The sequence below is a fragment of the Proteiniphilum saccharofermentans genome, from assembly GCF_900095135.1.
Lineage (GTDB): Bacteria > Bacteroidota > Bacteroidia > Bacteroidales > Dysgonomonadaceae > Proteiniphilum > Proteiniphilum saccharofermentans.
The window spans coordinates 1931010-1945840 of record NZ_LT605205.1; the positions used below are offsets into that span (position 1 = coordinate 1931010).

At 42.4% G+C, this 14831-nt stretch carries 14 protein-coding genes; 8 read left to right on the forward strand and 6 right to left on the reverse strand.

What is annotated here, in order from left to right:
• Positions 1-45: 45 nt before the first annotated feature.
• The 6 genes from PSM36_RS07530 to PSM36_RS07555 form a co-directional block, all read right to left on the reverse strand.
• On the reverse strand, positions 46-453 hold the full coding sequence (locus PSM36_RS07530; protein ID WP_076930358.1) for a DUF6157 family protein: 408 nt from the start codon (positions 451-453) through the stop codon (positions 46-48).
• Between the two features lie 113 nt (positions 454-566).
• Positions 567-1274 carry a DUF3307 domain-containing protein gene (locus PSM36_RS07535; RefSeq protein ID WP_076930360.1) on the reverse strand — a complete coding sequence of 236 codons (708 nt, stop codon included), beginning with the start codon at positions 1272-1274 and terminating at the stop codon, positions 567-569.
• Positions 1271-1915, reverse strand: a complete 645-nt coding sequence (locus tag PSM36_RS07540) for a hypothetical protein (RefSeq protein ID WP_076930362.1) — start codon at positions 1913-1915, stop codon at positions 1271-1273. Before PSM36_RS07540 ends, PSM36_RS07535 begins: the two co-directional genes overlap by 4 nt.
• A gap of 334 nt (positions 1916-2249) precedes the next feature.
• Positions 2250-2708, reverse strand: coding sequence for a methylglyoxal synthase (locus tag PSM36_RS07545; protein ID WP_076930364.1), 459 nt, complete (start codon positions 2706-2708; stop codon positions 2250-2252).
• Positions 2709-2826: 118 nt separating this feature from the next.
• Positions 2827-4578, reverse strand: coding sequence for a phospho-sugar mutase (locus PSM36_RS07550; protein ID WP_076930366.1), 1752 nt, complete (start codon positions 4576-4578; stop codon positions 2827-2829).
• Positions 4579-4601: 23 nt separating this feature from the next.
• Complete coding sequence (locus tag PSM36_RS07555; protein ID WP_076930368.1) at positions 4602-6239, reverse strand: C69 family dipeptidase; 1638 nt, start codon at positions 6237-6239, stop codon at positions 4602-4604.
• Between the two features lie 156 nt (positions 6240-6395).
• On the opposite strand from PSM36_RS07555, the gene PSM36_RS07560 reads away from it, so the two are divergent.
• The 8 genes from PSM36_RS07560 (at position 6396) to PSM36_RS07595 (ending at position 14803) form a co-directional block, all read left to right on the forward strand.
• On the forward strand, positions 6396-6710 hold the full coding sequence (locus PSM36_RS07560) for an FtsB family cell division protein (protein WP_076930370.1): 315 nt from the start codon (positions 6396-6398) through the stop codon (positions 6708-6710).
• A gap of 105 nt (positions 6711-6815) precedes the next feature.
• Complete coding sequence (locus PSM36_RS07565) at positions 6816-7160, forward strand: hypothetical protein (protein WP_076932122.1); 345 nt, start codon at positions 6816-6818, stop codon at positions 7158-7160.
• Between the two features lie 31 nt (positions 7161-7191).
• Complete coding sequence (locus PSM36_RS07570; RefSeq protein ID WP_076930372.1) at positions 7192-8502, forward strand: sigma-54-dependent transcriptional regulator; 1311 nt, start codon at positions 7192-7194, stop codon at positions 8500-8502.
• 43 nt (positions 8503-8545) lie between these two features.
• Entirely contained in the window at positions 8546-11032 is a 2487-nt protein-coding gene (locus tag PSM36_RS07575; RefSeq protein WP_161947558.1) for an ATP-binding response regulator, read from the forward strand.
• Between the two features lies 1 nt (position 11033).
• The gene (xerD, locus tag PSM36_RS07580) at positions 11034-11924 is read left to right on the forward strand and encodes a site-specific tyrosine recombinase XerD (RefSeq protein ID WP_076932123.1); all 891 of its coding nucleotides are present in this window, start codon (positions 11034-11036) and stop codon (positions 11922-11924) included.
• A 110-nt stretch (positions 11925-12034) separates the two neighbouring features.
• Positions 12035-13159 (forward strand): DNA polymerase III subunit beta, encoded by a 1125-nt coding sequence (gene dnaN, locus PSM36_RS07585; RefSeq protein ID WP_076930377.1) that lies wholly within the window; start codon positions 12035-12037, stop codon positions 13157-13159.
• A 10-nt stretch (positions 13160-13169) separates the two neighbouring features.
• Positions 13170-13940: a 3'-5' exonuclease gene (locus tag PSM36_RS07590; RefSeq protein ID WP_076932124.1), complete on the forward strand. Its 771-nt coding sequence runs from the start codon at positions 13170-13172 to the stop codon at positions 13938-13940.
• A gap of 32 nt (positions 13941-13972) precedes the next feature.
• Complete coding sequence (locus PSM36_RS07595; protein WP_076930379.1) at positions 13973-14803, forward strand: hypothetical protein; 831 nt, start codon at positions 13973-13975, stop codon at positions 14801-14803.
• Positions 14804-14831: the final 28 nt, after the last annotated feature.

Sequence of the window (14831 nt, forward strand, 5' to 3'; positions counted from 1 at the left end):
GACTACGTCTTACTTCGTAATTGACTACGTCGATTGCAAGGCAATTCATGTTCGTTTCATCGCTTTTATCTTCTTTACAGTAGTATCGGCTGAAAACTGTTGATACTCTTTGGTTTCCATTCCGTAGAGAGCGATCTTTCCTTCGCCGTTACTATGGATCCCAAAGCCGTAATTCTTTGTCAGCGGTGAAGTGCGCATGCAGGGTTGTCCTTTCGAGAAGAACTGTTCCCTTGCCCGGGGATATTCATCTTGGGGGATATTATTCCTTTCTGCATATACCAGAAACAGTACATCATCGGAACTGTAGTTGTATGGATTACCATCCAGCAGTTCGTATTGCATTTGTGCGACGGTCTTTTTATCTTTTGCAGGCGGTATTGTTCCACAGTTTACTTTTGTATCTTCCGCCACTTCAATCAATGTATTGAAATAATTTGTCGTATGAGTCTTCATATCGGTGCCCTGTTACAATCATCTCTTATTAAAACAAAAAAAGGGATTGAATGTTTCATCCCTTTTATATAAATGTTCGTTAGCCTCTGCGAGGAAGAGTTATTGATATAATCTCATTGTAATTCCAGTACAAGCATTGCTGTAGCTACGGCTATACCAAAACTGAGTAAGGTCCCGATTAAAATATATTCTGTTAATTTTCTGTCTTTTGATTCCCTTAAATCCCCAAAACGGAAAACCGATTTTGCAGCCAGTAAAAATCCGATAGCTCCCCAATTACCGGTTAATATAAATGTAAAGATAAATAATCGCTCTAATATACCGATATACTTGCCTGCACTGGCCAGGGATGCATCGTTATTGTCGTTCAACGATTTTGACCAGTTGGACATGAGAACCTGTATGATTATACTGCTTACTACCGTTAAAAAAAGTATCGCTGTGATGTAAATCCATACATTTACATTATCGAACCATTCATGAAAATTGAAACTTAATCCGCTCCAAATATACCATAATACCACGATGGTGATGATATGCAGCCCCTGGTCTATCAAAAACCACTTGGGTTTGTTGTCTTCTTTTTGGGCATATAGTTTTACTATATCAATTATCCCGTGTGCAAACATCAGTACCAATGCCAAAAGCCAATAGTTCCAATCCCAAAGTATCAATAGGTATAATATGCCGTGCAGTAAAATATGCAGATAGAATTGAGGATATTTGAGTTTTTTAGTCTCTTTCTCTTTAACCCACGATTTGGGTTGCAATAAAAAATCCCCGATAAAGTGAGCCAATATGAGTTTGATGAGCAATATCATGATAGTAGAGTTTTAATCTTTTTTCGATACATCTTTTCCACATCCAATGCTTCTTCTACATTGGCCCGATTCCATCTTCCACTGACGCCGCTTTGTTTTATTCCCAACAATTTCCCAATCTCTTGCTGTGTATATGTATTGTTTTGAAGTACTGCGTGCATCAACTCTGCCGAAGATATAGTCCATTTATTCATAAAAGTGCCGGCTAATTTCAGATATAAATTGATTTCCTCATCAAAAGGCGACCAGGGGCTTTTTATCCCCATAGTGATCTTTTCCTTTCTAAGGGCATCAAATTTTTCACCGGCGTAGATGAATGCTGATCCGTTACTTTCTGATATTTTTACACCCGTATAGGTCTTTTCTCCTATCCCTATGCTTATTCTCACATCTATGGGACTGATCTTTTTTTGCTCATCCAGTGGTTCTGTTTTTTTTATCAGCGTCTTTATGATAAAGGCTTTTTGGAGTGCTTCTTCCGGGTGATCAATCTCTATCTGAAAAAAATCACCCCACACCAACTCCCATTGCTCGGGAGTCTTTCCCCATGTGGACAACAGGTTCTTTAATGGTGACAGCCATTTCTCCTGATCTGTCAGCTTCCTTGATGCGATGATATCCCCTTTTATAACTGCTATCATGTTATGGTTGTTATAATTGAATCACAAAGTTAAATATAATATTGCATATTAGCGCAATATTTTAAATTATTGCATACTTAAACAATAATATGGAGTATCGCGTAAATCCGCGATAATTCAAATTATCGCGGATTTTGTGATACAATTCTTACTCATCTTTAGTTATTTGTTGCGCTATATTTAAAAGTTCACAGGTTGTTTTCCAATTCCTTGTGGTAGGCTGTGACTTTTAGTTTTGCTTTTGTCCGCATTATGAAGGATAACCATCTATTAAAAAATCCCTCATTGGCTATTGTCGGCTGATGAGGGATCAAATCTTTAGTTAATCGTTGTTTCAGAGATTCAACGATTCCCTGTCAAATTTCTCATATCGGGGTGGGGATGGAGTATAGTCATCATCATCCCATAGATTACTGGTGATCATGAGGTCGGCGCTGTACCGGTTACAGGCTATGGGTACATTATGCACCCGGCACTGCCGGAGCAACATCATGATATCTGCTTCGTGAGGTTGCGGATTGAGGTCGTCTATCAGAAAAACGGCCAGATCTATCTCTTTACGAACCACCATAGCAGCAATCTCTGCATCACCACCCATTGGCCCCGAATTCATTATAGTGAAGTCAGGACAGACTCCTTTTTCGTACAAAGCATCACGTACCAGTGTTCCGGTGGTGCCGGTGCAAACGAGGTGATGCTTCGACAAAAAATCGGCATTAAAAACCACCCATTCCACCATATCGGCTTTGCGGTGGTCATGCGCCACCAAAGCTATTGTTAGTTTTCGTTTCATATTTTTTTAGAGTAAACAATAAAGAGCCACGAACCAAGACAGGTAAACTAAAAGTGAAAAAACGGGACAAGTTGTCCCGACTTGCCGGGATCGTTAAATCAGCAAATCTTCAAATCAATTAAATGCCCAATTCTTCGCGAATAGCATTAATTTTTCGATTTGCAACTGCTTCTGCTTCTTCCAGAGCCTCTCTTGTTTTTGCGTGACCACTCTTCACTTCAATATAGAATTTGATTTTTGGTTCTGTCCCTGAAGGGCGGATAGAGAGTTTTGTGCCTTCTTCCGTGAAGTATTGCAGGACGTTGGAAGTGGTTGGCATTTCAAGGGAGATATGCTCGCCATGAATATAATCTACAGCCTCCAGTTTTGCAAAATCTTTCACAAGGGTGACCGGGGATCCGCCCAGTGAAGCCAGAGGATTCACCCGGAAATTCTTCATCATAGCTTCTATCTCATCGGCACCTTCCTTGCCTTTGCGTACGAGGGAGATACCCACTTCTTTGGAATAGCCGTATTCCAGATAAATATCCTGCAATAGTTCGTACATACTCTTCCCGTTGTCACGTGCCCAGGCTGCTATCTCTGCGAACAGGGTACAGGCCGATACGGAGTCTTTGTCGCGTACGAAGTCACCGGCCAGGAAGCCGTAGCTCTCTTCTCCTCCTCCGATATACTTTTTTATTCCTTCGTTCTGGCGGATGATCTCTGCGATCCATTTGAACCCAGTGTAGCAGTCGAAGATCTCAATTCCCCTCTTAGTGGCAATTTCTTTTACCAGTTCGGTGGTGACGATTGTCTTTACTACATATTCCTTACCCGTAAGCAGTTGCAGTTCATCGCGACGGGTCATCAGGTAATAGAGGCAGATCAGCATCGTCTGGTTACCGTTGACTAAAATGAAATTCCCTTTATTGTCCCGGATAGCCGTGCCGATACGGTCTGCATCGGGATCGGTTGCCATCACCAGGTCGGCACCGGTTTCAATGGCCTTTTTGATAGCCAGGTCGAGTGCTGCCGATTCTTCCGGGTTGGGGGATACCACAGTCGGAAAATCTCCGCTTATCACATCCTGTTCAGGTACGGAGATGATATTGGTAAAACCTACAGCTCTCAAAGCATCGGGCACGAGCGTGCTTCCGGCTCCATGGATCGGCGTATAGACAATCTTCAGGTCGTTATGGCGGGTAATGGCCTCCGGAGAGAGCACCAGTTTTTTTACCTCTTCGATAAACGCTTTGTCCATATCCTTTCCAATAATCTCGATCAGGCCTTTGTTTCCCTCAAAACGGATATCATCTACCGATTTAATACGGTTAACCTCAGCAATGATATTTTTATCGTGCGGGGCAAGCACCTGCGCACCATCGTTCCAATAAGCTTTATAACCGTTGTATTCTTTGGGATTGTGTGAAGCGGTAATCATAATTCCGCTCTGGCATCCCAGCCTTCTGATAGCGAAAGATACTTCAGGGGTAGGACGCAGATTCTCAAAAAGATATACTTTGATGCCGTTTGCACTGAAGATATCAGCCGAGATTTCAGCAAATTTACGGCTGTTATTACGGCAGTCATGCCCGATCACTACCTTGATTTCATCCAGGTCGGCAAATTCTTTTTTGAGGTAATTCGAAAGCCCTTGTGTGGCAGAACCTACCGTATAGATGTTCATTCGGTTGCTACCGGCACCCATGATGCCGCGCAGACCGCCGGTGCCGAATTCAAGATCTTTATAGAATGCATCGATCAGTTTTGTTTTATCGTGGCTGTCGAGCATCTGTTGTACCTCTTCTTTCGTATCAGCATCGTAATTTCCTTTAATCCAGGACATAGCCTTATCGGTGACCTGGGCTAATAATGTTTCTTCTTCCATGTTAAAACAGTCTTATTTTTTGTTTATTCAATAGGATGTACTTTGTATTTTTCGCCAGTCTGGTCGACTATCTTTCTGTAATATTCGTTCGAATATCCCGGACGTAAAGGAGAAGCCGGTTCCCCGTATGGGTTGCGCTTAAATTGTCCGTTCTCCTCTCTTTTGATTACACCGTCTACATATTTCACCATAAGATATTCACCCAGTTTTTTCCATTCTGCTACACCTTCTTTTACAAGGTTGTTGGTGTATTGTGTAAGATACTGAACAGCTTGCGGGGGAGATTGTTCATGGAGCCGCGCCGCTTCCTGTTCTACTTCGGTTTGTGCGGTTTGGAATTGGTTTTCGAGCTTCGATTGCACTTTTTTCATGTCTACGCTCATATCGCTGTAACGGGTATACACCATATTGGAGACCCAATTGTGAATCCAGAAAGCGGATGTCCATGAAAAAGTGAGCAGGTCGCCATTTCCGGCAGTCATTTCGTGAGGTGTTTCGGTGTGGCCGCAATAGAACGGATAGTACACCGTTTGTGCCGCATCGTCGATACCGAACCAGAGGATGCCCCCTATTTCATTGGGTAGCCAGGAACGCATTTGCGCTACGAAAGAGAAAGCAGTTTGTTGAGTAGCGATAGGACGTTCATTGCAATACTCCACGGAATCGACCTCAAAAGAGAGCGGACTCCAACGGTAGGGCGAGTTGAAAGGACCTGCGCCTACATCGAAACGCCAGTCGAGTTCGGTCCCCTCATAATGGTCGCGCATCATCTCTTGGATATCCTGTGCGCTCAACTTTCTGTCCGGCTTGATATAGAGTGGCATGGGATCCGTAGTTTTTCCCTGTGCATAGGTGACGTATTGGGCCATATCCTTGTTTACTTTATTGAAGAACGACCATACACGTGCTTCACAATAGCGGAGTGCACCAAAATCGAGCGGAGCATAGGCTTTGGCAAAACTGAAATCGGCATCGTCCCCATCGAAATATCCTCGTTCGCGGGCGAACGAGATCACATCGGGAGAGTAGATGCAATTTTCGGGATCATTCATCGGAAATTGCTGTATCCGTGCCTGGTTAGCATGAGCCGATACGCAATCGTCGGGAATACGTACAGCTACCCAGACAGCCCCTTTATTGCCGGGACCCTTGCCGATCATTTCCATTACCCATACTTCATTAGGATCGGCAATAGAAAACGATTCACCTGAACTGTAATAACCGTAATCCCTTACCAATCCGGTCATTATGCTGATGGCTTCGCGGGCATTTTTGGCACGCTGAAGTGTAATGTAAATGAGGCTTCCATAGTCCATGATGCCGGTAGAGTCGGATAGTTCACTTCTTCCTCCAAAAGTAGTCTCACCAATGGCTAACTGATGTTCGTTCATATTGCCGATCACGTTGTAAGTCCGTAGAACCTGAGGTATCTCTCCAAGATATTTCCCCGAGTCCCATTCATACACCTTGAGCATCTCTCCGGGACTGTATTCTCTGGCGGACCAGTGGTACAGTTCGCCATAAAGTGCATAGGAATCAGCAGCATAAGATATCAATGTAGATCCGTCTGTGGAGGCTTTTTTTCCTACCAGTAAATTTGTACAGGGAAAGGATGTGGAAATTACGAATAATAACGCAATTACAGCAATGATTTTCTTCATACAACTATTTTTAATTTCTTAACTTGAGCGTAAAGATACTTTATTTTGTTTAATTTGCCCCAAGGGTAGGTGTATATTTTGGATTTATTTCCATGCAATGGTTCGCACAATTGGAAAAAAGACGCTATTTTTGTATTGCTTAAAAGTTGTGTAACAATGAATAAATATATAAAGAAGTTCGGGTCGGGAAGAATTCTGGGTCTCACAGCCTACCAAATCATTATTCTTCTTGTGCTGGTCGCAATGCTCTTTTTTTTCAGTGACAGCAGTGTTACCAAAAGAATGCGGTATGAGTCTCAGATAAAAGACCTTGAATCCCAAATCGAATTTTATCGGAAGCAGACGGAGGCAGATAGGGAAAAGCTGAATGAACTTCAGTCCAATAAAGAAGATCTGGAGAAGTTCGCCAGGGAAAATTATCTGATGAAAAAGGAGAATGAAGAAATTTTTATCATCAAAGAGAAGAAGTGAGATAGGATTAAGTTGAAATAATTAAAAAAAGTGGTACCTTTGTAAGGTCATAACCGGGTTTTGGTTGATATTTCACAAAAAAAATTAGCATATATAACAAATAAAATGCATCGTGTAAAGGATGTCTTGTTTCGGATTTCCGGTATTTTGATTTTATTGTCAGCGGTATTGTATCTTTTTATACCTGCTGTAGTACCTTGGATAATGGCCGTGTCCGTGGTAATATTTACTGCCATCACTTTTACAAACCCGTATCCAGGGAAGAGTATCCGTGGTAAGAGATTGTTTAATTTTCAGCTATTTTCATGCATATCGATGATTGTAGCGACCTATCTGATGTTCAGGGAACGTAATGAGTGGGTACTGGCAATGATCGTCGGAGCAATATTTTTACTCTATGCATCTGTTATGATACCCCGAGAGTTGGAAAAAGAGAAAAATAAACTATAGGCTTCCGGAATGTTGTACCCAATATTCTATTATGGATAATATAAACAGGAATATACTTGTTATTGACGACAATCTGACTGTCTGTCTGATGCTGAAATCCTGGCTGGTAAAAAAAGATTTCGGTGTGGAAACGGCCTCCAGTGTAAAAGAGGCAAAGCAGAAGGTGAAGGAACAACCGTTTGATCTAATTCTGTGTGATATAAGGATGCCGGATGCAGACGGTTTCGATTTTCTTTCCTGGGTTAAGAAATATGATTCGGATATTCTTGTAATCATGATGACCGGCTATGCAGACATTGAATCGGCGGTCGAGTCGATGAAATCGGGCGCAGTAGATTATATCTCCAAGCCCATTGAACCGGAGCAGCTCTTTAAGAAAATAGATGAAGCCTTTACCCTTCAGGAACGGGTATTGAGACAGACCCGGTTCTCAGATAATTTTATCAAATTCCCTGGTGAAGAATACAGCAAACTTTACAAGGAGCTCGAACATACTGCAGAAAATAACCTGCACCGGTTGATTATTGGGGATCCGGCAACAGGAAAACTCTCAGTAGCGAAATATATCTACGAAAAGGGAACCCATTTATCGGAGCCATTTGTAATTTTTGATAATGATAAGTCGGCCGATAGTGCAAACTCCTATCGTACATCGTCCAACGGAAGTGATGATAGGTCACCACTTATGCAGAAATTCCAGGAAGCAAAAGGTGGATTATTATATATACGGCAAACTGCTTATCTCGATATTAACCAGCAGAATGAATTGTTGGGCATCCTTACCAGACAAAAAAAGGACGATGATTTTACGCAAGTGATCATGAGTACCGAAATAAGCAAGGATGAATTGCAAAGACGTCTTATACCCAAACTTTACAACCTGATAATACAGGATTGTATTATATTACCTACCCTGAAAGGTAAAAAAGAGGTAATTAGCTTCCTTGCCAATCATTTTCTTCAATTTGCCAATACCACACTTGATAAAAAGATAGAAGCCATTGATCCTGCCGTATTGGTGCGCCTCACCGGATATGCCTGGCCGGGAAATATACAGGAATTGAAGAACTGCATCATAAAAGCTGCTTTGCTTACAGAGGATGAAATCATTCCTGCTTCCATTGTTCCGGAGTTATTTGGGGACAAAACAAAGAACGAAGACCGTACGCTATTATTAAATCCGATCCAGGGGCTTCGTAAGGAATATTATGAAAAGGAAAAGATTATAGAAGCATTGGAACTGGCCAAGGGTAATAAAACAATGGCGGCGTCTATTTTGAATATCGACAGGAAAACACTCTACAATAAAATAAAGCTTTACAACGTTTTTCCAAACAATTGAAAATGATATGCGATCATTACCTGAAAATAAAAAACAAGGCTCATTGAAGATTAAATTTACAGTCATTATAGGGTACTTGCTTGTAGTGGTAGTGATGGCATTTGGGCTTGTCGCTCTTTATCATAATTTGGTTGACTACTCAAACAAAAGGATAAGCAGTGAGGACATGTCAGAATTATTGATTGTGGGAAACACATTATCCATGCTTTATGAGATTGAGAGTGAGCAGAATCTTATTAATGCGGAAAATGCAGAACAATATTTTCTTAAGTACGATTCCATAGCGCCGAAAATCAAAGCCAATCTGGTTGAATTGAAAGAGGTTGCTGTCGATTCCTCGCGGATAGAGAAACTGGATACCATTCAACTGCTGGTCGACAAGAAAAGGGAAAATCTGCAGGAAGTTGCCGCATTGCTCGATTCTATTCGTCGTGCCCCAAGGGTAGTGGCGCAGACCGAGAGCAGTTATGTGCCTCTGAAGCTGAACAAGGAAATATCCGATTATTTGGAGAGCAAAAACCTGAATAACGCTGATGTCAATCAGAATGATACGAGTGTAGTCGTCGGCTCCAGGAGAGGTTTTCTTGATCGGGTACGTGATGTATTCGTGGCCCGTTCCGACTCAACCGTTGTGATAGAAAAAAAATCGATAGTATCGGATAATGACCTTAAACTGATCGTAGATACCATTATCAACAAAGTCCGTTATTCAGAGAGGCTCGATTTGGAACGGCAAAGGCAATTCCAGTTAGCTTACCTCAAGCGTCAGGAAACGATGACCGAAACTAACCGAATGCTTACCTTGCAGATAGACGAACTGTTGAAAGGGATTGAACATGAAGAGTTGGAGAAGTCGCTGAGACTCCTGAAGGAAAAAGAGGAGATGCTTGCAAATTCGCAACATACCATGTTTATCGCTTTTTGTGTGGCATTGTCCATAGCATTTGTTTTTGCCATACTCTTCCTGATAGATATCAATAAGAGTCAACGTTACAGGAGACAATTGGAGGCATCCAATAAGCGTATTTCCGATTTGCTGGATTCGCGCGAGAAACTGATGCTTACCATATCGCATGATATCAAGGCTCCCATGAGTTCAATACTTGGATTTATTGAATTAATGGATTACCATGGCAATCCGAAAAATGAGACTTACCTGAACAATATGCAGAATTCAGGAGAGCATATTCTGGAGCTTGCCTCAGCATTACTCGATTATCATAAATTAGAGGAGGGTAGCTGGCAATTGAAGGAGTCGGACTTTAACCTGTACGATCTTGTTGGGAATACGACTTCAGGATTTAAGCCGCTGGCTGCAAGAAAAGGACTGGAATACAGTGTTAAGAATGAACTGCCGAAACATTTGGCTGTTTATGGGGATCTCTATATGATACGACAGATCATGAACAATATTATCTCCAATGCAGTAAAATATACATCGGAAGGAAGCGTCCATGTAAACGCTTGGCTAGAAGATAAAGATTCATCGAAACGCCTCGTGTTTTCAGTCAACGATACCGGGGAGGGAATTGATGAAGCCGACCAACAGATCGTTTTCCAGGAATTCAGGCAACTGGATAATCCTCTCGGGGAGGAAGGAAGTGGTCTGGGACTGGCCATTACCAAGGGATTTATAGAGGCATTAAAGGGAACCATTCGTCTCAATTCCCGAAAAGGAGAAGGTTCTGAATTCATTGTGGAAATCCCCCTGAAAGATGCAAATGAGAATGAACCAAAGAGTAAGGGCAGGGATAACTCTGAAACTGTACCACAGGATCTTGAAGGCATCTCCGTACTTCTTGTGGATGACGACCCCGTTCAGTTGACAATGACTTCTGAAATGCTTTCCAGAAAGAAGGTCACGAGTGTGACAGAGATGAATCCTGATAAAGTGTTGCCGCTCCTTGAGTCGATGTCATTCGATATCCTGTTCATGGATATTCAGATGCCGGGTACCGACGGCCTGGCACTGGTTGAAAAAATTCGCCGGTTAGGAAGTGAGCGAATAAAGAATATGCCCATGATAGGCTTGTCAGCCAGATCGGATATGTCGGGAGAAAAGATGAAGGCCGCAGGATTTACCGGTTTCCTTATTAAACCGTTCACTTCTGATAGATTATACAGTATAATCTGGCACCATGTGCGAGGTGAAAGTCCAGGCCAGATAGCTTTCGTTGAGGAAGAAAATCAATCTTTCGATGAGAAGGGAGCCAGAGCGTTAATAGAATTTGTGAGTGATGACAAACGGGCTTCTGTAGCCATTTTACAATCGTTTATCAATGAACTGGCAGAGTGCCGTATCCAGTTGCAGGAGGCTTTTCAGAAAAAAGAGGGAAAAATGGTTCAGGCAATTACTCACAAGATATTACCGTTATTCCGGTCAATGGGAAATAAGTCGTTAATAGGACTTATGGAAAAACTGGAAAAAGGAGAGACTTTACCGGATAAAGAGAAGGCTTTTGTGCTGGATAAAATCCAGGAATATCTTGAAGAGGTAGAAACCCTCAGAAAAGAGTTCGATGAAAATTGAGATGGATCGGGATCCAAAGGTTGAAAAATACAAACGTTATCTTCTGTTAGAGAGGGGATTATCGGCGAATAGCATTGACGCCTATATGACCGATCTGCAGAAATTGCTTGATTTCATGGAAAACAAAGGGATTGATATGAAATCTGTTCAGACCGTCCATCTCGAAGAGTTTCTCTCGGAATTGCATGATAAGGATATCTCACCACGTTCCATTGCCCGTATTATATCAGGCCTGAAATCTTTTTTTCGGTTTCTGGTGCTGGACAAAATTCGTCCGGATGACCCTGCTGAATTAGTGGAGGCTCCCAAGATCGGACTGAAACTTCCGGTTGTTTTATCGGTGGAGGAGATCGATTCTCTACTGGCTGTCATTGATGTCTCGACGGCTGAAGGGACCCGTAACTACGCTATTATTGAAACATTATACAGTTGTGGACTTCGTATCTCCGAATTGACCAATCTCCGTTTCTCGAATCTCTTTTTCAAGGAGGGATTTATACGTGTGGAAGGGAAGGGAAGCAAACAACGGCTGGTACCTATTTCCGATGTGGCGATACGGAAGATTAAGGATTGGCTTTATTACCGCAATCAAATTCCCATCCGGAAGGGAAATGAAGACATTCTCTTTGTCAGCTCGCGTGGCAAAGCGATCTCCCGTGTCACGGTGTTTTATTATATCAAGCGTTATGCCGAAGAAGTAGGTTTGCAAAAGAAGATCAGCCCGCACGTTTTTCGTCATTCGTTTGCAACTCATCTGCTCGAAAGGGGTGCCAATATAAGGGTGATCCAGGAGATGCTGGGACATGAGAAAATTACCACTACCGAGATTTATACGCATATCGACCGCAATTTTCTGCGACAGGAAATCATAGAACATCATCCGAGAAGTTGATGTGAATTTTAAACAGGCATTGAAAATTTATCGGAAAAAGGATCGAAGCACCGGGATAATTTTATATATTTGCTGAAGATAAAGATAAATAAAAAAATAAATATTATCGTATGAAGTTTGTAGTATCAAGCGCCGCACTATTGAGTCACTTGCAGGCCATAAGCAGAGTTATCAATTCCAAAAACACATTGCCTATTCTCGACTGCTTTTTGCTCGATTTAAAGGGCAGCACACTATCACTAACCGCAGCTGATAATGAGACTCGGCTGGAAACAACGGTGGAGGTGAATAGCGCGGAAGGTGAAGGAAGCCTGGCCATCAATGCCCGGAACCTGCTCGATCCGCTGCGTGAATTGCCTGACCAGCCGCTTACATTCGATATCAATGACGAAACGTTGGAAATATTTCTCTATTATCATAATGGGAAGTACAATTTTGTTGGTCTGAAAGGAGATGAATACCCGGAACCAAAGCCGCTCAAAGATTCATTTATGACATTGACGGTGGAGGTCGATACACTTTTCTCGGGTATCAACCGGACTGTCTTTGCTACCGCAGACGATGAATTGCGTCCGGTGATGAACGGTATCTATTTTGATATTACTACCGACGATCTTACTTTCGTGGCTTCTGACGGACACAAACTGGTACGTGTGACTACTACCGAGACCAAAGGAGAAGGACGTTCATCATTTATCCTGCCTAAAAAACCGGCAACCCTGCTCAAATCGCTCTTACCGAAAGAGTCAGGTGCGGTAGAGATTAAGTTCGATGAAAATAACGCATACATTGCCATGTCGTCTTACAAGATGGTATGCCGGTTTGTGGAAGGGCGCTATCCCAATTATAATTCAGTAATTCCGCAGAATAATCCCAACACTTTTGTGCTGGACCGCCTGACACTGTTGAACGCACTCAAACGTGTGGCTGTATTCTCCAATCCGGCCAGCAACCTGGTTAAATTCCAACTTTCAGAAGATAAGATAGTGGTGACTGCCCAGGATATCGATTTCCTGACTACAGCAGAAGAAACTATTCCTTGCACTTACGAAGGGAATGTGATGAATATTGGCTTTAAAGCCTCTTTCCTGATTGATATACTTGACAATATACCCTCTTCTGATGTGCGGATAGAGCTTTCTGACCCGTCACGTGCGGGATTGATCCTTCCTGTAGATAAGGAGGAAAACGAAGATATGCTGACGTTGCTGATGCCGATGATGTTGAATGACTAACAATAACCAGATGAAGTTAAATCTTAGGAATCCGTTGGTCTTCTTCGATTTGGAGACGACCGGGATCAACATCACTCGCGACCGTATTGTAGAGATATCATTTTTAAAAGTCCATCCTAACGGAAAGGAGGAAGTAAGATCGCGGCGTATCAATCCCGAGATACCTATTCCTCCCCAGGCTACAGCGATTCACGGTATCACTGATGATGACGTGAAAGATTGCCCTACCTTTAAACAGGTGGCGCGGTCACTGGCCGACCAACTGGAAGGGTGTGACCTGGCCGGCTTCAACTCGAGCCGGTTTGATGTGCCGATGCTGGCGGAAGAGTTCCTCCGAGCCGGTGTGGATTTTGATATGAGTAAACGTAAATTTGTGGATGTGCAGATCATCTTCCATAAAAAGGAACAGCGTACACTCGAAGCGGCATATGCCTTTTATTGCAATAAAAAACTGGAGAATGCACATTCTGCCGAAGCGGATACCATCGCTACTTATGAAGTGTTGAAATCTCAACTCGACCGTTATCCTGATCTGGAGAATGATATCGAGGTGCTATCAAAAGAGTATTCGAGTTTCAATAATAATGTGGATTTTGCCGGACGGTTTGTCTATGATGAGAAAGGGGTAGAAGTTTTCAATTTTGGGAAACATAAAGGGAGGCCGGTGTCAGAAGTCCTTAAAAATGAACCGAGTTATTATGCCTGGATGATGGATGGTGATTTCCCGCTCAATACCAAACAGGTGCTTACTAAAATCAGGCTTCGTGAGATGAATAGTTAAACGTGCTGTTGGCACATTGAGATATCTTCCTCATGATCTTAAAGAATACCGTTTTATTTTTAATTGTAGGCTTGGGATTATTCACGTCCGGTTGTACGACCTATTATTATTCCACCGTTCAGTCGTATGAAAAAGAGTTACGGCGGAACCAGGATGGTTCATTTCGTACTTCTCGTAACGATTTATCTGTGAACTATTCATTCAAGGATTTGGGCGGGAAAGTAGTGTATGAAATCCATAATGAGTCGGATGATCCGGTTTTTGTAGATTGGTCGCGTTCGGTGATTATTGCTGAGGACTATGCTGTGCAACTGAGAGATAATACCGCACGCTTTCACGGCGATGTAAGTACCACGACCTATCATTTCTCAAATACCAATTACAGTGCTTCTTCGGGAAGTATTTCCGGGCGGGTTGTGTTACCCCAGAGTGATTTGTTTGTTCCTCCTCATTCTAAAGTTGTTCATTCACCTATGGCGTTGTCGCGCGTTTTGAATCTGGATATTCCCGCATATCTTTATCAGAAGCGGGACATAGGTCTGTCATCTGTTCGTTTTATCAATTTTACTGAAGAAGACACACCTTTAAAATTTCGAAGCTATTTAACCATTGTCAATGACAGGGATAAAAGTCAGACTGTTTTTGAAGATGTGTTTTTTATTTCGGAGATAATAAAAACAGGTAGTAAAAATGACCTCTTATCCCGTGATATTCAACAACGGGGTGACATATTTTATATAGAGATTGTCAACCGGAATGCCGTTACTGCCGGTTGGATTGTGGCAGGAGCAGCCGCTGTAGGAGGGTTGATCCTGCTAGCGCCGCACATGCCGGTCGAAGAACCCTTTACACCTGCGTACTAAATTAATTGTTTCTTAATTTATAAACTTC

Coding starts and splice junctions, on each gene's coding strand:
- PSM36_RS07570 (WP_076930372.1), top strand. CDS start 7,192: ATGGATAATATAAACAGGAATATACTTGTTATTGACGACAATCTGACT.
- PSM36_RS07545 (WP_076930364.1), bottom strand. CDS start 2,708: ATGAAACGAAAACTAACAATAGCTTTGGTGGCGCATGACCACCGCAAA.
- PSM36_RS07595 (WP_076930379.1), top strand. CDS start 13,973: ATGATCTTAAAGAATACCGTTTTATTTTTAATTGTAGGCTTGGGATTA.
- PSM36_RS07560 (WP_076930370.1), top strand. CDS start 6,396: ATGAATAAATATATAAAGAAGTTCGGGTCGGGAAGAATTCTGGGTCTC.
- dnaN (WP_076930377.1), top strand. CDS start 12,035: ATGAAGTTTGTAGTATCAAGCGCCGCACTATTGAGTCACTTGCAGGCC.
- PSM36_RS07565 (WP_076932122.1), top strand. CDS start 6,816: ATGCATCGTGTAAAGGATGTCTTGTTTCGGATTTCCGGTATTTTGATT.
- PSM36_RS07555 (WP_076930368.1), bottom strand. CDS start 6,239: ATGAAGAAAATCATTGCTGTAATTGCGTTATTATTCGTAATTTCCACA.
- PSM36_RS07590 (WP_076932124.1), top strand. CDS start 13,170: ATGAAGTTAAATCTTAGGAATCCGTTGGTCTTCTTCGATTTGGAGACG.
- PSM36_RS07535 (WP_076930360.1), bottom strand. CDS start 1,274: ATGATATTGCTCATCAAACTCATATTGGCTCACTTTATCGGGGATTTT.
- PSM36_RS07550 (WP_076930366.1), bottom strand. CDS start 4,578: ATGGAAGAAGAAACATTATTAGCCCAGGTCACCGATAAGGCTATGTCC.
- PSM36_RS07540 (WP_076930362.1), bottom strand. CDS start 1,915: ATGATAGCAGTTATAAAAGGGGATATCATCGCATCAAGGAAGCTGACA.
- PSM36_RS07530 (WP_076930358.1), bottom strand. CDS start 453: ATGAAGACTCATACGACAAATTATTTCAATACATTGATTGAAGTGGCG.
- xerD (WP_076932123.1), top strand. CDS start 11,034: ATGGATCGGGATCCAAAGGTTGAAAAATACAAACGTTATCTTCTGTTA.